Source organism: Lysinibacillus sp. NPDC093190 (assembly GCF_050280425.1).
Lineage (GTDB): Bacteria > Bacillota > Bacilli > Bacillales_A > Planococcaceae > Lysinibacillus.
In genome coordinates this window covers 271493-293227 of sequence record NZ_JBNNVG010000002.1, presented here as the reverse complement: position 1 = coordinate 293227, position 21735 = coordinate 271493, and the positions used below count along the sequence as shown (strand labels likewise).

17 protein-coding genes and 4 pseudogenes are annotated in these 21735 nt (G+C 33.9%); 15 read left to right on the top strand and 6 right to left on the bottom strand.

The window, feature by feature from the left end; all coding sequences use genetic code 11:
* Positions 1–419: 419 nt before the first annotated feature.
* From ACQKOF_RS03415 to ACQKOF_RS03400, 4 genes and pseudogenes are all read left to right on the top strand, one after another.
* A pseudogene (locus ACQKOF_RS03415) lies at positions 420–974 on the top strand (23S rRNA (adenine(2503)-C(8))-methyltransferase ClbB); the annotation flags it as partial.
* 951 nt (positions 975–1925) lie between these two features.
* A pseudogene (locus ACQKOF_RS03410) lies at positions 1926–2030 on the top strand (MFS transporter); the annotation flags it as partial.
* A gap of 501 nt (positions 2031–2531) precedes the next feature.
* Complete coding sequence (locus tag ACQKOF_RS03405) at positions 2532–2891, top strand: BlaI/MecI/CopY family transcriptional regulator (protein WP_427553710.1); 360 nt, start codon at positions 2532–2534, stop codon at positions 2889–2891.
* Between the two features lie 11 nt (positions 2892–2902).
* Positions 2903–4192, top strand: a complete 1290-nt coding sequence (locus tag ACQKOF_RS03400) for a M56 family metallopeptidase (protein ID WP_427553708.1) — start codon at positions 2903–2905, stop codon at positions 4190–4192.
* A 228-nt stretch (positions 4193–4420) separates the two neighbouring features.
* Here the strand turns inward: ACQKOF_RS03400 and ACQKOF_RS03395 are convergent, their stop codons facing one another.
* Both ACQKOF_RS03395 and ACQKOF_RS03390 read right to left on the bottom strand, forming a co-directional pair.
* Positions 4421–4540 carry a YjcZ family sporulation protein gene (locus tag ACQKOF_RS03395; protein WP_427553706.1) on the bottom strand — a complete coding sequence of 40 codons (120 nt, stop codon included), beginning with the start codon at positions 4538–4540 and terminating at the stop codon, positions 4421–4423.
* Between the two features lie 233 nt (positions 4541–4773).
* Positions 4774–4890 (bottom strand): YjcZ family sporulation protein, encoded by a 117-nt coding sequence (locus ACQKOF_RS03390; RefSeq protein WP_427553704.1) that lies wholly within the window; start codon positions 4888–4890, stop codon positions 4774–4776.
* Positions 4891–5559: 669 nt separating this feature from the next.
* Between ACQKOF_RS03390 and ACQKOF_RS03385 the strand changes: the two genes are divergently transcribed.
* Positions 5560–7092 carry a thiol-activated cytolysin family protein gene (locus ACQKOF_RS03385; RefSeq protein WP_427553702.1) on the top strand — a complete coding sequence of 511 codons (1533 nt, stop codon included), beginning with the start codon at positions 5560–5562 and terminating at the stop codon, positions 7090–7092.
* Between the two features lie 542 nt (positions 7093–7634).
* Positions 7635–7781 (top strand): annotated as a pseudogene (locus ACQKOF_RS03380) (hypothetical protein); the annotation flags it as partial.
* Positions 7782–8142: 361 nt separating this feature from the next.
* On the opposite strand, the gene ACQKOF_RS03375 reads toward ACQKOF_RS03380, so the two are convergent.
* Positions 8143–8382: a recombinase family protein gene (locus tag ACQKOF_RS03375; RefSeq protein WP_427553760.1), complete on the bottom strand. Its 240-nt coding sequence runs from the start codon at positions 8380–8382 to the stop codon at positions 8143–8145.
* An 89-nt stretch (positions 8383–8471) separates the two neighbouring features.
* On the opposite strand from ACQKOF_RS03375, the pseudogene ACQKOF_RS03370 reads away from it, so the two are divergent.
* Positions 8472–8648 (top strand): annotated as a pseudogene (locus tag ACQKOF_RS03370) (YfiT family bacillithiol transferase); the annotation flags it as partial.
* Positions 8649–8846: 198 nt separating this feature from the next.
* Here the strand turns inward: ACQKOF_RS03370 and ACQKOF_RS03365 are convergent.
* Together ACQKOF_RS03365 and ACQKOF_RS03360 are read right to left on the bottom strand one after the other, a co-directional pair.
* Positions 8847–9461 carry an exosporium glycoprotein BclB-related protein gene (locus ACQKOF_RS03365; protein ID WP_427553700.1) on the bottom strand — a complete coding sequence of 205 codons (615 nt, stop codon included), beginning with the start codon at positions 9459–9461 and terminating at the stop codon, positions 8847–8849.
* Positions 9462–9712: 251 nt separating this feature from the next.
* Positions 9713–10906, bottom strand: a complete 1194-nt coding sequence (locus ACQKOF_RS03360; RefSeq protein ID WP_427553698.1) for a hypothetical protein — start codon at positions 10904–10906, stop codon at positions 9713–9715.
* Positions 10907–11152: 246 nt separating this feature from the next.
* Here ACQKOF_RS03360 and ACQKOF_RS03355 point away from each other — a divergent pair, with 246 nt between their 5' ends.
* From ACQKOF_RS03355 to ACQKOF_RS03340, 4 genes are all read left to right on the top strand, one after another.
* Complete coding sequence (locus tag ACQKOF_RS03355; protein WP_427553696.1) at positions 11153–11791, top strand: hypothetical protein; 639 nt, start codon at positions 11153–11155, stop codon at positions 11789–11791.
* 144 nt (positions 11792–11935) lie between these two features.
* Complete coding sequence (locus tag ACQKOF_RS03350) at positions 11936–12511, top strand: hypothetical protein (RefSeq protein WP_427553694.1); 576 nt, start codon at positions 11936–11938, stop codon at positions 12509–12511.
* Positions 12504–12800, top strand: a complete 297-nt coding sequence (locus tag ACQKOF_RS03345) for a hypothetical protein (RefSeq protein WP_427553692.1) — start codon at positions 12504–12506, stop codon at positions 12798–12800. The genes ACQKOF_RS03350 and ACQKOF_RS03345 overlap by 8 nt, the downstream gene beginning before the upstream one ends.
* A gap of 14 nt (positions 12801–12814) precedes the next feature.
* Positions 12815–13618: a hypothetical protein gene (locus tag ACQKOF_RS03340; protein WP_427553690.1), complete on the top strand. Its 804-nt coding sequence runs from the start codon at positions 12815–12817 to the stop codon at positions 13616–13618.
* 702 nt (positions 13619–14320) lie between these two features.
* On the opposite strand, the gene ACQKOF_RS03335 is transcribed toward ACQKOF_RS03340, so the two are convergent.
* Positions 14321–15385 (bottom strand): beta-propeller fold lactonase family protein, encoded by a 1065-nt coding sequence (locus tag ACQKOF_RS03335; RefSeq protein WP_427553688.1) that lies wholly within the window; start codon positions 15383–15385, stop codon positions 14321–14323.
* A gap of 302 nt (positions 15386–15687) precedes the next feature.
* Between ACQKOF_RS03335 and ACQKOF_RS03330 the strand changes: the two genes are divergently transcribed.
* From ACQKOF_RS03330 to ACQKOF_RS03315, 4 genes are all read left to right on the top strand, one after another.
* The gene (locus tag ACQKOF_RS03330) at positions 15688–16104 is read left to right on the top strand and encodes a hypothetical protein (RefSeq protein ID WP_427553686.1); all 417 of its coding nucleotides are present in this window, start codon (positions 15688–15690) and stop codon (positions 16102–16104) included.
* A 961-nt stretch (positions 16105–17065) separates the two neighbouring features.
* Entirely contained in the window at positions 17066–17836 is a 771-nt protein-coding gene (locus ACQKOF_RS03325) for a hypothetical protein (RefSeq protein WP_427553684.1), read from the top strand.
* A gap of 109 nt (positions 17837–17945) precedes the next feature.
* Entirely contained in the window at positions 17946–18635 is a 690-nt protein-coding gene (locus ACQKOF_RS03320; RefSeq protein ID WP_427553682.1) for a hypothetical protein, read from the top strand.
* A 1122-nt stretch (positions 18636–19757) separates the two neighbouring features.
* Entirely contained in the window at positions 19758–21695 is a 1938-nt protein-coding gene (locus ACQKOF_RS03315; protein ID WP_427553680.1) for an LTA synthase family protein, read from the top strand.
* The last annotated feature ends 40 nt before the right edge of the window (positions 21696–21735 follow it).

Sequence of the window (21735 nt, the reverse complement as noted above, 5' to 3'; positions counted from 1 at the left end):
TTAATACTTTAACGTCAAGCATTTGTTTATGTTTTAAACTTTACATAGGGGAATCTTTATGATATGGTACTTAATACTAATATTGACAAGAAAGAGGTGAAAGCAATGATAACAGTTTTTAGAATTTTGTATGGTAAAAATGCAAAAATTGGAAATCGTTTGGCGTACAAAGGGAGTAGTCTGTCCTTTTTTAAGCCAAATAACCATACAAAAACAGTTATCGGAGCTTTTTCTCTACGGCAAATAAACTCTAATTCAATGACATAATGTCCTTGTTTATTTGTGCGTGATTTTATTTAAGCGTAACACCGATAATTGTGTCGGTGTTTTTTTTGTGCCTAATTTTTATAAAAAGGTTAGATGATAACTCCCTTCTATTTACTCAAACAAACCAGAGTTTTATGGAAGGATGAGAAAACATGCAACAAAAAAACAAGTATATAAGAATTCAAGAGTTCTTGAAGCAGAATAAATTTCCTGATTTTAGAATGAATCAAATCTCAAATGCTATATTCCAAGGGAGAATAAATAATTTCAATGACATAACGGTTCTTCCTAAATCCCTAAGAAAAATGTTAATTAAGGAGTTTGGAGAATCGATTTTAAATATTGCTGCTTTAAAGGCACAACATTCTGAACAAGTTACAAAAGTCTTATTTGGAATTTCAGGAGACGAAAAAATAGAAACGGTAAATATGAAATATAAAGCTGGTTGGGAGTCATTTTGTATATCCTCGCAGTGTGGTTGCAATTTTGGTTGTAAATTTTGTGCAACAGGAGATATAGGTTTAAAACGTAACTTAACGTCAGATGAAATTACTGATCAAATTTTGTACTTTCACTTAAAAGGACATTCAATTGATAGTATTTCTTTTATGGGGATGGGAGAAGCATTAGCTAATGTGCAAGTTTTTGATGCTTTAAATGTACTTACAAATCCGGAGTTATTTGCTTTAAGCCCTCGCAGGCCTTCTGAAATGTCTTCATCAGACCTTCTTGAGTGTTATTATTGTGCTCTTGAATCAGTCATTGAACATGAGCTTATTGTACAAAAAATGAATGAGGATAGAAGCATTTCCGGATGGGAACCTGATAAAGAACAAATTACTGATTGTATGCAAGAATTATTTGACGAGTTTGGAATTGATGTATCAGAAGATTACTCTAAACTGGAGATTGAACAATTAGTATTGCAAGAATTGCGTATGCAACGATTTATTGATAATCAGTTGGGAGACAACAGTGTATCCAAGGAAGAAATTGAACATGAATACCAAAAATCACCTGAAAACGGAGATATGCAAAAGGAATACATTCGTGTCATCCTTGAATATGAAAAGCGTGAAGAGAAATATAAAGCCTTTGTTCTCGAATTGAAAAAAGTAGCGTCAATTGAAACTTATTTATAATTTCACTTTTCTATAATGAGTATACTTCCTAAAGCTTAACTACATTCTAATGAAGTAGAGACTAGAAGGATATACCAAAGCTTTGATCTTTTTGTTAGATTAGGTTTGTATAAGAATATTTTGTATAGATTTTATTTTAAACCAACAAATACTAACTCAATAGATTGGAATAAGGATTGATAATTACTTTACCATCTTTAGACGATTTCAAATCAAGCATTATACAATAAGAGACAGATTGAAAGAGGCTGGGACATAAGTATATTTTTAAAGCAAAATTTAAAAATTTCATATCAGAAAAGCGCGAAAAATCAACGTTTTTAAAATTGATTTCTCGCGTTTTATAAGGTTTTGACAGGTTTTGTCCCAGCCTCTTTTTAAAGATGTCAAATGAAAAAAGTGTTATGAGTATAGCATTGATTTTTTATGTATTCAAAAAGATTAAACAGGCAACAGATCGTCCTAAAATTGCCATAGCAGAAGATTTTTGTCTATTTGTAATATGGTAACTAAACAACAACATTTGGGGCTGTGGCAGGGCCAAATTTAGTAAATATTATGGGTAAATTTGCTGTTTCTATTGATGTTCCGGCGCTTTCAGGTCCATTTATCTTATCTGCATTTATTCGATAAAAGCTTAGAAAGTCTTCTTCGATGATGGCTCTTTAATTTGCTTCGGCTTCACTTCACAGCACCTTTTCCCTAATGTTCAAAAGGTCACTTTGAAAGTAAGAGAATTTATTCTTGATGTTGAAACTACCATCCATCCTTACGATCGAGTGCGTTGGCATACTAGTTCGGAAAGTTCTAGGAGGAGAACACTAATTTCATCAAGAAAGTAGAAATCAAATGGGAAAGTCATCTGATGTCCAAAAACTTTTTGCAAATTATGGGTAGTTGGGTGAACTGAGAATCAATTTTCTAGAGAAAAATTAAGATAAGTATTGATAAATGGGTTTAGACACAGTATCCAAAGGTTAATTTATCTGTATAATTATGCCTTTAAAATGGATTCTTTCCAACAGACTATCTCAATAGTCTTGACAACTACAGACTATCGCAGTAGTATTAGGGTGTGGCAAACTATTGCAATAGTCCACTTAAGAAAAGGAGCATGCGCGTATGCAAGTTAAGTTGTTTGATTCGGAATTACAAGTCATGAATATTTTATGGGAAGAAGGCGATTTGACAGCTAAACAGCTCTCACAAATGTTAAACGAACGAATAGGTTGGAATAAAAATACCACCTATACCGTCATAAAAAAATGTATAAAAAAAGAGGCCATTGAAAGAATTGAACCTAACTTTATCTGTCATCCAATCATCAGAAAAGAACAGATACAAGAACAAGAAATGACGGAATTGATTGATAAAATATTTAATGGTTCTAAATCTTTACTATTCGCATCCTTACTAGACAAGAAAAAAATGTCCGCGAGTGAGATCGAAAAATTAAAGCAAATTGTTAAAGATCTTGAGTGAGGAATTATGATATGAGTATTCTCAATATGAGTGTAGACGCATCTCTCCTCCTCATCATTGTGTTATTGATGAGGATGTTAGTAAGAAATAAAGTGCCAAAGCAAACATTTTTAATTCTTTGGGGAATCGTTGCATTTAAACTACTCATCCCCTACTCTTTTTATTCAAAGTTGAGCATACAGCCAATGCTGAAAAACTTATTTGTTACGCTCACTCACTCAAATGATTCGGAAAGTATGCACAGTACAATTGAAATCGCACAAACATCAAACACGTTCTATCATCAGCTTTTGCTTGTGATGACAAGCGATTTCGTTCAGTACCTTTGGGCATGTGGGGGTATCGGGGTATTGCTATTCTTTATAGTGGCCTATGTTAGATTTTATAAAGAATTTCAAACAGCCATCCCAGTGAAGAATAATGAGTATCTCGATCAATGGCTAAACGATCATAAGTTAAAAAGAACTATTCAAATTGCAGTATCAGATAGAATTAAAACCCCGTTAACATATGGAATCTTTAAACCAGTCATCTTATTGCCGAAATCAACAAATTGGAAAGACGCTGCAAGTATTCAGTTTATTCTCACGCATGAATTAATTCATATTAAACGCTTTGACGTTTTGTGGAAAGTAATGTTAACGATTATGGTAGCTTTGCATTGGTTTAATCCATTAGTTTGGTTTATGTATTTTTTAGTAAACAGAGACATTGAATTGTCTTGCGACGAAAGGGTTATTAGACAGTTTGGAGATAAGGCAAAGTCAGCATATGCACTATCTCTCATCAATATGGCAGATGAAACCTATACGGTTACGCCGCTTTGTAATCATTTTAGTAAAAACGGGATTGAAGAAAGGATAGTGTCCATTATGACCTTAAAGAAAAAGTCAGTTTTAGGAACAGCATTAGCATGTACATTAGTCATTGGAGGGATGACCGTCTTTGCGGCAACTGGCCAAGAGCCACCAACGCTGAAAGAAGGTAAAGAACGAAATGCAGTTATTGTTACTGATGCATCAAGTAGTACGACGGAACCACAGGTGATCGCAACAAATAAAGGCAAAGAACGAAATGCAGTTATTGTTACTGATGCATCAAATAGTACGACCGATCCACAGGTAATCGCAACAAATAAAGGTAAAGAACGAAATGCAGTTATTGTTACTGATGTATCAAATAGTACGACGGATCCACAGGTAATCGCAACAAATAAAGGCAAAGAACGAAATGCAGTTATTGTTACTGAAGCATCAAATAGTACGACGGAACCACGTTTAATCACAATAAATGAAAAATAAATAAGTTGCTCCAAAGACTAGTCCTGAAATGGGGACTAGTTTTTTCATTTACTCCATCATTTTTTTATAATAAAACTCAAATCCCTTCCACATTGTTGCGTTTCATTTCCCTAGGAGTAGACATTTAAAAAGGTCACCAGTGGAAAGTGACCCTTAGTAATGAATAGAAGGGAAAGGATAAGTTTGTATTATCCTAATAGTTATGAGCATTAGAGGCGGTGTTAGGTATTAATAACCTCTATTCATGAAAGTAGCGCCGACAATAATTAAAAGAATGAATAGAACAACAATTAGCGCAAATGCTGATCCAGTACCATAACCAGTACCACTACCATAGTATTCAGACATAGTAATTTCCCTCCTTTCTATAATTTTATAATATGTAAAGTTTTCAATAGGGATTGCGATATTTATCTACTTAATAAATTTAATTTAAAAAATAATTTTCAAATATATCAAGAGTTTTAATGAAAAAAGGTCACTCTTGTAAAAGTGACCCTTAAATAAGGTGATGTAAGCTAAATAAGCTTTTACACATTATACTCGCTATTTGTGATTGGTATTAACAAAAGCTCTTTTGATTAATACATGAAAGTAGCGCCGATAATAATTAAAAGAATAAATAGAACGACAATTAGAACGAATGATGAGCCATCATAGCCGCCGCCGTAATAGCAATTGTTATTGTAATTACCCATATTACCGAAGTTTCCAATGAAATTTCCTTCCTTTCTATGTCTATTGTTTGTATAGTTATAGAAAACTAAGGAGGTTTTTATCCTGTTGGAAAAATTTATAGAATTAGGATGGGATTGTTTTTTGTATAGTGAGCCGTCTAAAAAAATTAAAAGATGATAGGGTAAAAATATTGTTAACTAAAGGTCGTATCCAATCGGGTATGGCTTTTTATTATGAAGTATGGGACAGCGTTGTATTAAAAAAGACAATGGGCAAGATGAGAGTTTGCTATCCCGAATCCATTGTATGTAAATAATCAAATAGATTGTGGAGGGTTGAGCATGTAAACCAATTAATCACGTCACCGAGTGCTGGCAGACATGTACATAACAGGCAAGAGACTACCTGTCCCGCACCAGAAGATTTAATTTCATTAGATGACCTCAATTATAAAAATTAAAAATAAATATCTTTATTAATTTGTCAGTGACTCTAAAAAGAAGGAATAGTTGTCGTACTCTCATTAGATGGTATCACAGTAATTGTTACGACTATAGTAGTTAAAAATGGGGATTAGAATATGTCATATTACTATATATATATAATCCTAAAAGTTAAACATGATACTAAACTACTGTATTTGAATAATACGTTTTTGTGGTATAATTTCCTATAAAAGGAGTGGTTTTTTGGGAATTCGAAATTATTATAAAGTAATAAAAATTTTAGTATATTTATCTATTTGTTTATGGATCATAAATTATCCGATTATTTCCTTTGCTGAAACACTTGATACTAATTTAGCTAGTGAACAAAGCAAATCTAATGACATTGATACTGGTATAGCAAACTTGAACTACAATAACAGCGAAGTTTTAGCAGTGAATGGTGACAAGGTTGATAGTTTTGTCCCAAAAGAAGGTATTAACTCAAATAATAAATTTATAGTGGTTGAGCGTAACAAAAAATCACTTACAACTTCACCGGTGGATATTTCAATTATCGATTCTATGGCGAATCGTACATATCCAGGAGCATTACAACTTGCAAACAAAGCTTTTGCAGACAATCAACCTAGTTTATTGGTGGCCAAAAGAAAACCGCTAAATATTAGCATAGATTTACCTGGCATGAAAAGGGAAAATACTACGACCGTGGATAATCCAACATATGGTAATGTATCTGGGGCAGTAGATGAGTTAGTATCTATTTGGAGTGAAAAATATTCAACAACCCATACTTTACCTGCAAGACTACAATATTCAGAATCTATGGTTTATAGCAAATCTCAAATAGCAAACACTCTGAATGTTAACGCCCAAGTTCTTGACAATTCTCTGGGAATTGACTTTAATGCGATTGCGAGTGGAGAGAAAAAAGTGATGGTTGCGGCATATAAACAAATATTTTATACCGTAAGTGCAGAACTACCTAACAATCCATCAGATCTTTTTGATGATAGTATTCATTTTGAAGAGTTAACCCGTAAAGGGGTAAGTAATGATGCCCCTCCCGTTATGGTGTCAAATGTAGCTTATGGGAGAACAATTTATGTGAAATTAGAAACAAGCTCTAAGAGCAAGGATGTACAAGCTGCTTTTAAAGCCTTACTGAAGGATGTCAATACCAATGTAGAAACTAGTGGACAGTACAAAGATATTTTTGAAGAAAGTTCCTTTACTGCTGTAGTATTAGGCGGAGATTCACAAAAGCATAACCAGGTTGTCTCAAAGGACTTTAATGATATTAGAGAAATAATTAAAGATAATGCAGAATTTAGTCTTAAAAATCCAGCATACCCAATATCATATACAAGTGTTTTCTTAAAGGATAATTCAATTGCTGCTGTTCATAACAATACAGATTATATCGAGACGATAGCTACAGAATATTCTAAAGGCAGCATCATCCTTGATCATTATGGTGCATATGTTGCTCAATTTGAAGTAGCCTGGGATGAATTTTCATATGATGAAAGCGGGAAAGAAGTACTATCCCATAAAACTTGGGATGGGAACTGGAAAGACAAAACAGCTCATTTCTCTACAGTAATACCACTTCCGCCTAATTCAAAAAATATAAGAATTTATGCAAGAGAATGTACAGGTCTTGCATGGGATTGGTGGAGAACAATTATTGATGAATACAATGTTCCATTATCTAATGAAATAAAAGTTTCAATTGGAGGAACTACATTATACCCAACAGGTAATATTAATTAGGTATTAGTTATGAGAGGTACTCTTTCAATGGCTATGGGAAGGCATTAAATTAAAGAATTTAAGTACTTCATGATTAGGATGTAATTACAATCTAAGCTAGAGCTTTTGAATCGGGCTCATGAAATGTAAATGGTCAAATATAGTTATTAAAATAAAAATCAACACACTATTTTAGCACCCAAACTTCCATCCTGGGAAAATAAACGGCTGAGACCTTTGTTACACAAGAACTTCAGCCGTTTCTATTCTATTTCCTCAAACATCTAACTTGATATCCTCCAAGTGTTGTACCACCATACATAGTAGCGTTGGCCAAGGTGGAAAATGAAGACTTAAATAATTAATTAATGTTTTACTAAAGGGGTGCGTTTGTTAAATAAGAAATATAACAACTTTTTATTCATTTTATCAAGAGTTATATTATTAATGGATGTAGATTGAAACAACTTTAAAGAGCTTTGCTACTTATAAATTGTAGTAAGGCTCTTACCTTTTTGATCAAAATTAAATAACTTTACTAATTCTAATCACAAGAGGGTAGGAGTTATAAATCAGTAGCGAAAGAATTAGGGATTGATCAAAATGTAAGACGTTGGATTAAGCATTTAGAGGTTGAGGGTATGAAGGAGTTAGATGAAAAACGAGCTAAGGCAAAAGGATCTGGTATCGATCATACATCACTCAGGTAGGCAGACAGATACGTAACCAACAGGCAAGAGACTACCTAAAAGTCCTACAGCAGAAAATTAAATTTCTATTGTAAAATGGTAACTAAACAACAACATTTGGAATAGTTGTTGTTTAGTAACTATAAAAAAAGACCGCCAAATCAACGGTTGTGGTCATTTGTACTTAATCTTTACGATAATTTTATCATCTTCATCCCGAAAATATGAAACTCGCTCAATTATTAAGCGTTATATGTCATTGATTTGGCCATATGGAAGGCATCTCCATCTAATAATCGGATAACATCATCTGACGACCATCTACGCAATCTTTCTTTGATGGATTCCCTTATCAAAATAATATTTTCTTCATTTTCCTTTACTAGAACTTTCCCGTCCGCAGAGCGACCATATCGACCATGTACCACATTGCCTTTATGAAAATCATTAAATCATTCTTCAATAATCGCAATACAGTTTCTGCAAACCAAAAATCTTTTCCGCCTGAACTTGGAATCTTCATATCAGTTAATACTTGTGCAATAGCTGCAGCTGATAAATCATTTTTTATATACATGTCTTCAATCATACGGTAAACTTTTGCTTCTTCTTCTTGATGGATTTCAGCAGTTTTAGTGTTTCTATCCTAATAATATCCATATGATACTATTCCATTTTGTAGATGACCCATCTTTGACCCGTTTCTTTTCAGATAGTCATATGAATAGCTACATCCGTTTTAAGCTAGCTTTGACAGAGGATGCTCCAACGATTAAGCCTTATAGTGAGGAAGAATGGGCAAAGCTACCCGATTCCGAAATGCTTGTCTCAACATCTTATAAAATGATTGAGAGTTTACATGAGCGTTGGGTGTATTTGCTAACAAGCTAAACAGATCATCTTGTTCATATTCAAATGGCTTTGGCGAAATTATAACTATATTTTTTAAATCGAAAAGTAGGCGATTTCCTGATTTGAAGAAAATCGCCTACTTTACTTATTACTTTTGATTTCAAGTAATTATCGTATTATACATGGATAATGATATTGTATGGTAGATTTAATCTAATTTACGAACATAATCTTTTATACAATATTAATTCCTGCACTTGCGTTACCAGCAATAGTAGCAGCAATCCCTGAGGAAGTAACGGAGAACACCATTAATAAACGGTCACCGGCAGCTACTGGCACTGGTGTAACGTTTGCAGTACCAGATGTAATAGTACCTATTGCTACTGTTGAGAGAGCTGGTGATAAATTAACAAATGCTGTTGTAGGGCTGAAAACATTACTTCCCGCAACCGCGCGGTAAATTTGTGCTGTGACTGTTGCTGTTCCTACAAGGGTTAAAGCGGCTGTAGCAGACAAGGATGCAGAAATAGATGTAATAGTACCAGCACGTGGAACTGAAAAGGCTTCCGTTCCAGTAACAGCTGTTAAATCTATATTTGTACCAGTAAGAGTTATCCCTGCAATAGATGTGCCGAATCCTACAAGACTTACTGTACCGATTAAGCCACTAGCAAGTGATACTAAAACAACAGGAATTGTTCCTGAAGAGAATGGGATGATGGAGCCTGTTGCTGCTGGTGTCGTAATACATGCAGCCTCTATAGCTTCAAAAGGACCAAGTGCAGTACACTCATTTTTATTTCCGCAGCCACAGCCGCTCCCGCACATTGAATTATTCATACACATTTTTACACCCCCTTTCTTCATTATTCTATTCAGCTAAGATTGGTGGGGGAGGGCAATCATCTAATTCGTAGTTTTTATATGTGGAAATTTTTGAAGCTTCTTTTGTGAAGCGTTATTTTGCGGGTACTAACTAATGGGACCTATTTTTCCAATTGAACATAAAAAAGTCCAATATGTATTTTCATACTTATTGGACGTATTCATCGTATACTTCCCCAGTTTTATTAAGCTCTGTACACCACAAATTTAAACTAACTCCATTTTCGAAAGAAATTGAAAAACAAAGAGTTCTTCTCTTTTTTATGCCCTTCTTCAGTTGCTTCTTCTTTTAGCTCAGGTTGTTTGTTTACCTCTTCAATTTGTATAAGGGCCTCATCTTCCTCAATCTTAGCTTCAAAGACTTCAATTTCGGCACTTTTTAAAGTTGGGGATGTATTTGTGTCGTCTTGCTCATTAATCACATTAGAAACTTCAAGAATGACAGGCTCATTAACTACTTCAGAAACTTCAAGAATGACAGGCTCATTAACTACTTCAGAAACTTCAGGAAAGGCAGGTTCATTAATTATTTCAGAAACTTCAGGAAAGACAGGCTCATTTGTTATTACAGAGCTCATTTCATCTATAGTGACAGTGTTATTAATTTTTTCGAGTTCTCTGTAATTAACTAAATCTTCCGTTTTAAGATCAGTGTCAATGGAATTGTGGATTTCAGCATACGGTAAAGTATTAGATTCATAAACTCTAATTGGAATTTCCTGTGCATTCGTAGCGTTTTTAAAATGGAAGGTCGATTCTGCGTTGGTATTTCTGTATAGACCATTATATATTTGGCTTGGATGAGTATTTATTGATTGAAAGTATTGTTGATTAAAATGGCGTTCTTCGGGTATATTTCTTTGGTTTTCGCTGGGAGTGGAAGGTATACCATTGTTTGCATCTAATTGGCCATTCGTTGCTTTACCTGCCAGACTTTGTAGCATTTTATAAGATGGCTGTGTTGACGTATTCGCCGATTGGTTTGTTGTCTGTGTAATTATCGGATCCCTTTGTGCACCGTTAGCGATAAATTTAGATATGTTTTCAGTTTTAGGTGTAGTGGTTGGAGCTTTAGTATTTTCAATCGTAAGTAATTTGTTTAAAGCCCTTAGTATTTCTTGGTTCATTTTCTCAATCATTTGATTCAGAGACTCAATTTGTGTCGATAGAAGTTTTATCTGCTCCTCATAGCCTCTGATTTGTGAATTTTGCTTATCATCTATTGTTTCAGTTAGCCCTTCTAAAAGTGTTATTTGCGTTTTAATCCCATCAAAATCCTTTTTCATAAATAGGTAATCATCAATTGAGGTTTCCATTTTCAATGAAGTTAACGTTTCCTTGTAGGCGTCTATCTTTTGCTTCAATTTTTCAATGTCTTGAGTGGAGTACAATTTTGAATCTTCCATTGCATTTCACCCCTTTCAGTCCATTAATATTTTATTAAAAATATTTACTTTCTGTTACAAATATACCGGTCCTTTCAAACATTTTAGTTTCTCCATAAGAAGAGGAGATGTAAGCAAAAACAACACATACCGATACTTAAGTTTTCTAATAAAATTCAGAACGAATTATTTGTTAGCCCATACACTTATAGCTAGAAAACATATGATACAAACGAAAGATAAAAAATTTATGGAGGTGTCAAAAGGATGCTAGAGAATATGCCATCCCAGGCACAGGAGCTAATTTGTATAAACGTCGATAAGGTATTTGACTGGATTGTAAAGGAAATGTCGTTTGATATTTCTCCTACTGGGCCAATTACTTTTCCAGGAGTAACACCAACTACTGATTTAACAGGTGCAGTAGTTACATGTAAGGTAGTTCCAGCAACAACTAATCCTATTGTTATCTTGAACCGTGAGAATCGCCAATTCTCCATTGATGGTTCAACTGTATGTCTTCAAAACCTAACTATTCAAAAGAATTTTATTCTTACGATAGTTGTTTGTTTACCGAATGGAACTATGTTCACAAGCAATACTATTCCAGTTTCCCGTTGCGAACAAGTTACATTATGTGCGCCGAAAGGGACAGACGTAGAAATTTTATTCACAGATTTAGATTGTTTCGTGTGTACAACAGGAACATTAACAGCTGGAACAGGCACAATTACGTTTTCTGCACTAACAATTACTGTATCAGTTTGCCAAAGCATTCAATCTACATTCCCAGTTACTGTGGAATTCTTAGCAACTTTCTGCGAACCAAGAGCAGAATTACCATTCACATGTCCGGGTGTAGTTCGCCCTCAGCAGTGCCCTGCTGTTTTCCCAACTCTCGGCTAATGGTACTAACACATAGAAGAAAATCATATCGTAAAGAGAGGGTAATCCTCTCTTTTTTTTTATGAAAGGATTTCAGATATTAGCTATCGCCTAAAATGTGAATTCTTTGGTTAATTTAATACTATTGACAAGGGGGCACTAATTATGACTATTCGTATCGATCATGTGGAAGAAAAGATAAATGAACTAAAAAAACAAACGGATTTTTATGTTCATGAAATTAAAAAAACGGTTGAGGATCTTACTATTCCGGATAGTGTCAACATCATTAGTTATTTCACATCCTCGTTCAATATTTCTTATGGGCCTGATGAAGAGAGCTTATGCTTGGGCTCTTATCATATTCGTAATATAGGTAATCAGCCTATAACAAATCCGTATCTGTGTATAAAACTACCTGAAGACTCTCCATTCTCTTTCTCTGGAAGGTATGTCTATGAACATTTCGCACCAAATTTAAAAGGAAACAGTAGCTGGGAGCGAATTAATGATCAATCAAGCAAGGAGGAGTTCTGGCTTAGACCTATAGGAAAAACAACGTTAGAGCCAAACGAAACATTATCATTTCCTAACTTTCAGATCAAATGGGGTCATAATTTTTCTTATTCAGGAAGTATCATGGGTTTTACATATTGTGATCAGTTAGAAGATGGTATCGTTGTCTTAAATCCTATTAATCTCAATGGAATTAGTCATACACAGGAGGATGAAAATGAGTGAGTTTGAAAATATGAATCAAAAAATAGATAGTGTTGTCCATCAACTAATGAAGGAACAGCTTACGAATCTACCTAACAATAGTAATGCGGAAAATAATAGCTTCGCTTATCTCGAAAAAGGCACATTGAATCTACTTATTGCCTATTTAATGTCAGGAGAAAAGAGCAAAGCTGAGGAAATTGGTGATGAGGAAATAGAAATTAAGATTATCAAGCAGCTTGATGAGATGTTAGAGAATAGTAAGGAGCAATTTGAAGAAGTGATTAGTTTACTTAAAAAAATGTCGTGATAGGAGGTGTAAGTGTGGATAATGATATTGTGAAAAACAATGATCCTATTCAGCTGCAGCAAATGATCATTTTTTTAAGAGCCGAATTAGCGAAATATAAAAATGAAGTTAAAAGGCTCAGAGATAGTGATTATTATTCACTAGTACTGAGATTAGAGCGAGAAAATGTTCAATTAACGCAACAGAAAAAGGATCTTTCGATGGAGCTTTTAAAGCAGAAGAGAGACCATGAAAAAAAATTGAAAACTTACTATGAAGATATACAAGCAAGAGAAATCCAGAAGAAAAAACAACTTTCTTCGATAGAGGGGTTATTAAAAGAATTAGAAGAACTGCGTGCAGAAAATAAGCTAATGAAGGAAACGTTAAAATCCACTAAAGATGAATTTCTTTCTGTGAATTCAGATGCTAGCTATAGGACTACAGTGGATTACTTTGAAAATAGGTTTAATGTTTTTACAAGAGAAATAAGCATACAAATGAAGACTATCATTGAAGCCATAGAAAGATCCCGTTTAGAACAAGCCAATTCAGATAATCTTAATAAGCATTTATCCAAAGATATAGAGGAAAAAAGTAGTGAGATAGAAAAATTATCGGAAGAATTAGCGGTTGAAAAAAAACATACCTTATCTTTGAGTGGAGAAACGATGATGAATTCAGAGGTCCTTACACACTTGGATGCTCAAGTAAATAAGGTATTGGCTCAATCAATGGATTTTGAAAAGCAGTTGAATTATAAACTACGCTTGCTTGATGACTTAGACCATAAATTGAACGAGCTTACTATAGAAATAAATACTGATAAAACTGTATAAAGTATGATGGAAAGGGGGGAGGTTTTACTTTTGAATGTGCGACCGAAAGTAGAAGTAATCGATTTTTCGCCTAATCGCTTCAATTTTTCTTCTAATGTCAATTCGCATTCAGAAGGTCTGAATTTATTTTACGTGTATCTTGTAAACCTTCTCCACCTGCTTTACGATAAGCAGCTCGCCAGCGTTTGCCTGAAGATTCCAATTCGTTTTATATCGATTAATTCAACATCCAAACCAGCATTTTCAAAAATTTTTCTTGGTAATTCACCTTTTTTATTTTCCGTAATAAACTAAAGTTTAAATTAGTCCGTATAAGTGATTGCTTTCTCACTAATTGCTTGCACATTCGGATTACATTTGAGCTGTTTTTGTTCATTTTTCGTAAAATATCTTTTGGTCATTTCACTCTACCCCAACATCTTTTTTCTCATTATAAACAAAAGTACCCTATAAGATAGACTTTTTTCAAAGTGTCTATCTTATAGGGTACAGTTAAAAGAAAAGGAAGATCTTTTTCTTTTAATTCTATGTCGGGATTCATTATATTAAGTTGAACAGATGATGAATTTTCAACAAGTTGAATAGTAACATCTTCATTCGAATTCCATTAAATATAATTCATGGACGTCAAACAGACTTATTTGTTTTACATTAGTCAAGGGGCATTCACTCCGTTCGGTTTTGGCTGTTTGGTCGCTACCATTATACCGAATCTAGAGAGGTGCCTGTTTGGCAAATTGTCCCGGTTTTTATACCAGTAGGACCGTTAAATCCTGGAATTGTATCGATTACCGTATTTGTTGCTATATCGATGACAGACACAGTTTGGTCAGCCTGATTTGTGACATAAGCAAGTGTTCCATCCGGCAAGATGGTAACTTGGTCAGGAGATGCTCCTACAGGGATTGTAGCAATCACCGCATTTGTTGCTGTACTTATGACAGATACAGCATTACTACCTTTATCTACAATGTAAACAAGTGTTCCATCAGGTGTAATTGCTGTTCCAACAGGTCCTATTCCCACAGGGATTGTAGCAACTACCGTATTTGTAGCTGCTTCAATTACAGATACTGTGTTACTATTTTCATTTGTAACGTAAGCAAATTGTCCGCTCGGTGTGAAAACGATCGATCTTGGGCGAATTCCAACAGGGATTGTAGCAACCACGGTATTTGTAGCTGTATTTATAACGGATACTGCATTTGAATTTTCGTCTGCAACGTAAGCAAATGCACTATTTGGAGTAAAAGCTATGCCTTGAGGCTGGAGCCCTACTGGAATAGTAGCGGTTACGGTATTTGTAGCTGTATCTATGACAGATACAGTGTTTGAACCGTGATTTGATACATAAACAAGTGTTCCATTTGGTGAAACCGCTATACCAAGAGGATTAATTCCTACTGGAATGGTAGTGATTGGATTGTTTGTTTCAGTACTAAAAACCGTTACATTATTCGATAAAAAAGCTGTAACATAACCAAATTCTCCATCAGGTGAAATCGCTACTTCTAGAGGGCCAGTTCCTACTGGAATGGTAGCGACTATAGTATTTGTAGCTGTATCAATTACTGATACTCTATTATCAGGAGTAACTAACTGACCAGCGTCTGTAACGTACACTAAAAAATGACAAGGTGGAGTTGGTGGTACAGGTATAAATGGTGGCTTACAACGACAAGGACAACAAAAACCACAACAATGACAACGACAACTTGGATTTGATTTAAACTTGAACTTTTTAAAATTGTTATGTTCTTTCCTCACACTGCACAACCTTTCTATCATATTATATTGATATTATATGTAAACAGAATTATGTTTCTTGTACGTTTTACCTAAACCAAAAACTTCTGAATAGTGTCGAGTGGTTTTTTTTATTAGTTTCCAAGCAATGTTTGATTCCTGAATTTTAGTGTTTCCTGGTGATGAAAAATATTTCGAACTAATTAAATCTACAGAATGCTCAACAAATGATGCAGCCAATGTAACAAATGTCATAAACATCGCAGTAAATGTCTCTGCCTTTACAACAGACGATGGTGCTCTCTCAGGCATGATAGTGGCTAATGCAAGTTACACAATACTGTACATTGCGTGCTGCTGGATTCGCAGTTGACAACGGCGCTGATCTCAATGAAGTGTTCTTGACCGCTGCTGCAATCCCAGAGGGTGATGAAGAAGCATGGATGAGGGAGTGGAAAGCTATCGCAGACAGTATTTATGAACGCGGTAAATATTCCTTTGAGCATGGAGACAAGATTAGCGCACGGGAGGCATTCTTGCGCGCTTCGGCCTACTATCGTAGTGCTGAATTTTACCGTCGCATAGATCCCTTAAACGATCCACACTTTAAAGGTCGTTACCAGTCTGAACAAAATGGTAGCGATCTTTATATTGAGCCTGGTGAAGCGAGAACAGTAGCAAATGCTGTATTTCTCTTAAAGGCTGCTAGAACTGATTCTGCTCCTCCCACGACCGATTAATTGCCAAATCTCCAGGACTAGATGAAGTTTAAAAATTATAATATGGTTTTCTTCAATCTAAGTTCATTAATAATTAATCTATTCGTTTGCTCATTATGTTTCCTACCATGTTCACCATATTTTTACGAGATAGATTTTTTGGTAGAATAATACTAGTAAATATATTGTTAATTCCATCAATAATAGAAACTTTCCCTCTATGTAAACCTTTAAAAGTGGTGTTAACTACATCTTTAGGAGTACGTTTACTACCAAATGAAACTCCACCATTAGCAAAGAAATTAGTATCTGTCACACCAGGACAAATGAGCATTAGTCCCTAAGATTAGAGAAATTGAGAATTTATTTAATAATGAAATAGAAAGAAATTTAAGTAATGTTATTTCAGTCAAAGAATTAAACAATATCTTGTACAGTCAAATTACCAATAGTGATAGTGAGAAAATTAAATAAATAGATTGTTTTGTATCTATTTTTTGTGAATTTAAAGAATGCCACGTTCTTTGTGTAAGCACAAAGCCGATTTTGGACACAATTATGCGGAGGCATAATTGATGCCATATAAACAAATGACCAGGACTCACTTATTCATGAGTACCTGGTCATTTTGTGTTTATTCACTTTGTAATTCCTTTGTTCGAGCTTCTATTAACCGCTTCAATTTGGCTAAATCCTCTAATTCACAGTATTTATTAATGTAAGTTTTAGTTGCACTCTTTGCTGACTGTTTACGTGTAAAATGATGGTTTGTTTGGTTTATAAACCACTAAAAACAAAACTACCTTTATTGAGCTAATGGGTGCGATTGTTCAATTAGAGCAACCGCTTCTTGTGCTAACGGTGCAGTTAGTTGAATAAAAAAGGAATTGAAAAACGTTCTTTTTTCTTAGTTTTATTAGTATTTAGTTTTAATATAAGGGGACAATACCTACAAATTTTCATCCAAAGGTGGCGACAATTCTTGAGAAAGTTAGTCATACTGATCATGTTGATTGTTGGTTTATTTTCCCAAAAGCAGTTAGTAAATGCAAACATGCAACCAAAATTAAAAAAAGAGGATGTTTTATTTGTTCAGGTAAACCGTCTATATGGGGGTACTCGTTCATTTAAGGAAAATGATGGGTATGAGGAAGCAATCATCAGTAAGGTTGTTAACTGGATAAACACGGCAAGTCCTTCCGAAGGAGTAATTGAGTTAGAGTCAAATAAAACTCCCGTAATCTCGATAATGAAAATAAAAATGAAAAACGGGGACGTTGCGGTTATTGAACCTGCCTATAATTGTGTGTCCGAAAACCAAGTGAAAACATGCACGATAGCTGATGGTGAGGTTATATTTACCGGAAATAATAAAAAGGTTAGATTGGAATCATTCGAACTTTATGATTGGCTCTTAGTTGGCTGGAAATATGAAAGTATCGGTGCACCAAAAGATGAGTTGCTTGAAGAAACATTATATACCAAATATTATTCCTACTTAGACAAAACTTACTCCGATTTTGTCTTGTGTCCAAAAATAGATAAAATTGAAAGAATAAATGGCGATACTAGAAGACATATCGTTCATGTAAGTGCGTTAAATTATAGTGCACATCATGGTGGCGCTCTCTTTGATAGAATCCATATCGCATTGACTGATACTCCAGAAAATGGTGTTAAAATAAATAAAGTTACTATACAAAATGGTATTTCCGAAAAAGAAAGCCGTATGCAGTGTAGACGGGAAAGTTAATTCAACTAACTGGTGTGATTGTTCAATTAAAGCAACCACTTTTTGTGCTAACGGTGCATGTGGAATAAACAGTAAGTTATAGAGAACACTAAATATGAGGTGTTTTCTTATGAAAAAAAAACTTATTTTAATTTTTGTCATTTCTCTTTTTGCTGTTTTAATAAAAACTAAAGCAATGACAGATGAATATGATGAAATTGCAAAGTCTGATAAAGTGAATGTTTCCATATTTGCGAAAAAGATGAATAAAGTATATTCAGATTTTAAAATTGATTTTCAAGGTAACGTCCTTTCAAAACCTTATTGGATAAATACAACAAGTCCTAGTTGGTCTCCTCAAATTATCTACGAGGACATTAATAAAGACGGAAAGAATGAGTTAATCATAATATTGACCAAGGGTTATGGTACAGGGATATTAGAACGAGAAGTTCACGTTTTCCATATACAAAATCAACTATTAAATAAAAAGCTTGTTGAAGTACTTGTTGATGACCCAATTGCAATAGTATTAAAAAACGTAAAGACCGAGTTATTACCCAACAAGGCTAATATTAGTATAGGCGACAAGAAATATACAATTGATATTAAACCTTTAGGTATTAAACCCGAGCATATATTTACGGATATTTACTTTGGCAATATTATCAACTTTGAAATAAAAGACAATCAACTTATTGCAAAAATCGGAGGTCAAATTTTACCATCAGGTGGATATATAGGAGATATTCAAATTATGTATATGTTCAGAGATAAAATGTATCAAGTAAAATCAATTGAATTTAAACCATATAAATAATGAATTGTTAAACTAACAAGGGCTTTAGTGGAATAAGGAGTACAAAAATAATGAAACTTTTTTATAAAAATCTCGTACTAAGTTAAAAAGATAAACTTCATTTTGATCGATCATTTTTCAAAATGTAAATTAGCGCTATTAAAAAAGGTTTAAAACAGAATGGCATAGGCTTTATTCCAAAGCCTTTTTTCAAGAAAGTTACAGGTAAGAGACTACTAAAAGTGCTACAGCAAAAGAATTTATTATAATTTGTAAAATAGTAACAAAGCAACGACGTTTGGGGAGGTTTCGAAGTAACCATGTGGTCAGAGTCTTATGCTGAAAGCTTAAGTAAACATTTACCTCTGATTTCATCTTTGAAAAATCATAGTGATTTTATCTATTGTCCAATGGGCAGTTAAAGAAGAAGTTAAATTTAAAAAGTATATTCAAGAGCAGAGAGATAATTAGTTACCAAGAGAGCAGCAAAAGAATAAATGTTTTGCATGATAAATTGTTTTTTTAGAGAAAAGCGAATTTTTATATTTTGGTGACCTACTACATCTAAAACTTTGTTCACCATCAACACTCACCACATTGTGAAAAGGTAGCGTGGTCGAAAACTTAACGGAGATATAAAAGAAAGAGTTATGGTTTAAAATACCCAGTAAATATTGGTTAAAAAACTAACATTTGAGGAATTTTTTAGGGAATAGATTTACATGCTGTACTAACTGTCTTCAATTATATTTACAACTTGACAGAAGTTTATATGGGGAGTAATATACAATAGCTGCGAAAAAAGCTACTGTGAAATAACATTTTTTCAAATGCAATACTTATAATCTAAGTTAATATACATCTAGATTTAAGTTTAACTTTTTTCAGCAAATGTCTTTTGTACCGAAAGCGTAGAGAAAGGGTACAGATGTTTTTTGTAACGTAAGTGAAACGGCAGTTACAGAAGTCTCCCACCTTTACAGTTGGTGAGATGAATGCGGGTTTAAGTTACTTTTCAGCGGGTGTTCAAACAACTGCTGAAAGAAGCCTCCGGCGGATGTCACAGGATCGGCAAGGAGTTAAGCCGATTCCGGACGCAATTATGCCGAGGCATAATTGATTAAGTAAAAGGTAGGTGCAAAAATGAAAAATTTATTAAGTAAAAAAGATAACCTATTAAACAACTTTTTAGGGATATATATATTAGCTGTTTTAATGTTATGGATTAAAACATACATCACTCAAACAGCACAATTTAACCTAGGAGTAGAAGGATCCCTTCAACAATTCCTTTTACTAATAAATCCACTAGGTTCAGCAATGCTATTTCTAGGATTTTCATTTTTATTTAAAGGAAAGAGAAAATATACTGCACTAGTTGTAGTTTACACTCTGATGTCTATTGTTTTATATGCCAATATTGTTTATTACCGATTTTTTAGTGATTTCATTACATTACCTACAGTTACCCAAACGCAGAACTTCGGAGATTTAGGTGGTAGTGTTCTTTCTTTACTAAAGCCTTATGATCTCTTGTTCTTTGTAGATGTATTTGTAATGTTTTACCTACGATTCTCAAGAAAAATACAAAAAGATACCAATCGTTTTGGATATAAAAAAGCAACGGTAATCATTACTTTTGCATTAGCAGTATCAATCCTAAATTTAGGACTAGCTGAAGCTGATCGTCCGCAACTATTATCTCGAGGTTTCGATAGAAACTATATTGTGAAATATCTAGGAATGTATAACTATACGATTTATGATTCAGTAGAAACGATGAAAGCATCTTCACAGAGAGCTTTGGCGGATAGTAGTGATATTACAGAAGTAATGAACTATACAAAATCCAACTACGCCAAACCTAATGCAGAATATTTTGGTAAAGCAAAAGGAATGAACGTCATCTATTTACATTTAGAATCATTCCAAAACTTCCTGATCAACTATAAATTAAACGGTGAAGAAGTTACACCATTTTTAAATTCATTAACAAAAGATAAGAATACAATGTATTTTGATAATTTCTTCCATCAAACAGGTCAAGGTAAAACTTCCGATGCAGAATTTATGCTAGAAAATTCTTTATTTGGGTTACCACAAGGATCTGCTTATATTACAAAAGCACAAAATACGTACCAAGCAGCGCCTAGTATTTTAAAAGATTATGGTTATACATCGGCTGTATTCCATGGTAACAACGGAAGCTTCTGGAATCGAAATGAGATTTATAAATCATTTGGATTCGAGCATTTCTTTGATGCTAGTTATTATGACACGGGTTCTTCAGAAAACATGGCTGAATATGGTTTGTTAGATAAACCATTCTTTAAACAATCTGAAAGTCTTTTAAGTTCGTTACCACAACCTTTCTATACGAAATTGATTACGGTAGGGAACCACTTCCCATATAAAATGGATCAAAGCTTAGTAACAATTGATAAAGCTAATACTGGAGATGCAAGTGTAGATAATTATTTCCAAACAGCACGTTATGCAGATGAAGCAATCGAACAAGTCTTCAATCAATTAAAAGAATTAGGCTTATATGATAATTCAATGATTGTTCTTTATGGTGACCATTACGGTATTTCAGATAATCATAATGCAGCGATGGAACAAGTCATAGGAAAAGAAATTACACCATATGAAAGTGCTAATTTACAACGCGTACCATTATTTATACATGTTCCAGGAATGCAAGGTGGAACGAACCATTCTTATGGTGGCCAAACAGACCTTCTTCCAACGTTATTACATTTACTGGGAATTGATACGCAAAAATTTGTTCAATTTGGTTCAGACTTATTATCAAAAGAGCATGATGAAATTGTACCATTTAGAAATGGCGGTTTTGTCAGTCCAACGATTTATTCAATTAATGGGAAATTTTATGATAATAAAACAGGTTTACTACTAGATGATAGTCAATTAGAGTTTGCGAAAACTATGAAAAATAAAGTAGATCGTAAATTGGAATTATCTGATAAAGTCGTGAATGGTGACTTATTGAGATTCTATACGCCAACAGATTATACGCCAGTGGATCGTTCTAAGTATAATTACTCCAAAGATAAGTAAATTTTTAAAGTAAAATTAGGGAATTTCACATCAGAAAAGC

Coding starts and splice junctions, on each gene's coding strand:
- ACQKOF_RS03330 (WP_427553686.1), top strand. CDS start 15,688: ATGCAAGTTACACAATACTGTACATTGCGTGCTGCTGGATTCGCAGTT.
- ACQKOF_RS03350 (WP_427553694.1), top strand. CDS start 11,936: ATGACTATTCGTATCGATCATGTGGAAGAAAAGATAAATGAACTAAAA.
- ACQKOF_RS03405 (WP_427553710.1), top strand. CDS start 2,532: ATGCAAGTTAAGTTGTTTGATTCGGAATTACAAGTCATGAATATTTTA.
- ACQKOF_RS03365 (WP_427553700.1), bottom strand. CDS start 9,461: ATGTGTATGAATAATTCAATGTGCGGGAGCGGCTGTGGCTGCGGAAAT.
- ACQKOF_RS03315 (WP_427553680.1), top strand. CDS start 19,758: ATGAAAAATTTATTAAGTAAAAAAGATAACCTATTAAACAACTTTTTA.
- ACQKOF_RS03320 (WP_427553682.1), top strand. CDS start 17,946: ATGAAAAAAAAACTTATTTTAATTTTTGTCATTTCTCTTTTTGCTGTT.
- ACQKOF_RS03360 (WP_427553698.1), bottom strand. CDS start 10,906: ATGGAAGATTCAAAATTGTACTCCACTCAAGACATTGAAAAATTGAAG.
- ACQKOF_RS03390 (WP_427553704.1), bottom strand. CDS start 4,890: ATGGGTAATTACAATAACAATTGCTATTACGGCGGCGGCTATGATGGC.
- ACQKOF_RS03355 (WP_427553696.1), top strand. CDS start 11,153: ATGCTAGAGAATATGCCATCCCAGGCACAGGAGCTAATTTGTATAAAC.
- ACQKOF_RS03345 (WP_427553692.1), top strand. CDS start 12,504: ATGAGTGAGTTTGAAAATATGAATCAAAAAATAGATAGTGTTGTCCAT.
- ACQKOF_RS03400 (WP_427553708.1), top strand. CDS start 2,903: ATGAGTATTCTCAATATGAGTGTAGACGCATCTCTCCTCCTCATCATT.
- ACQKOF_RS03395 (WP_427553706.1), bottom strand. CDS start 4,540: ATGTCTGAATACTATGGTAGTGGTACTGGTTATGGTACTGGATCAGCA.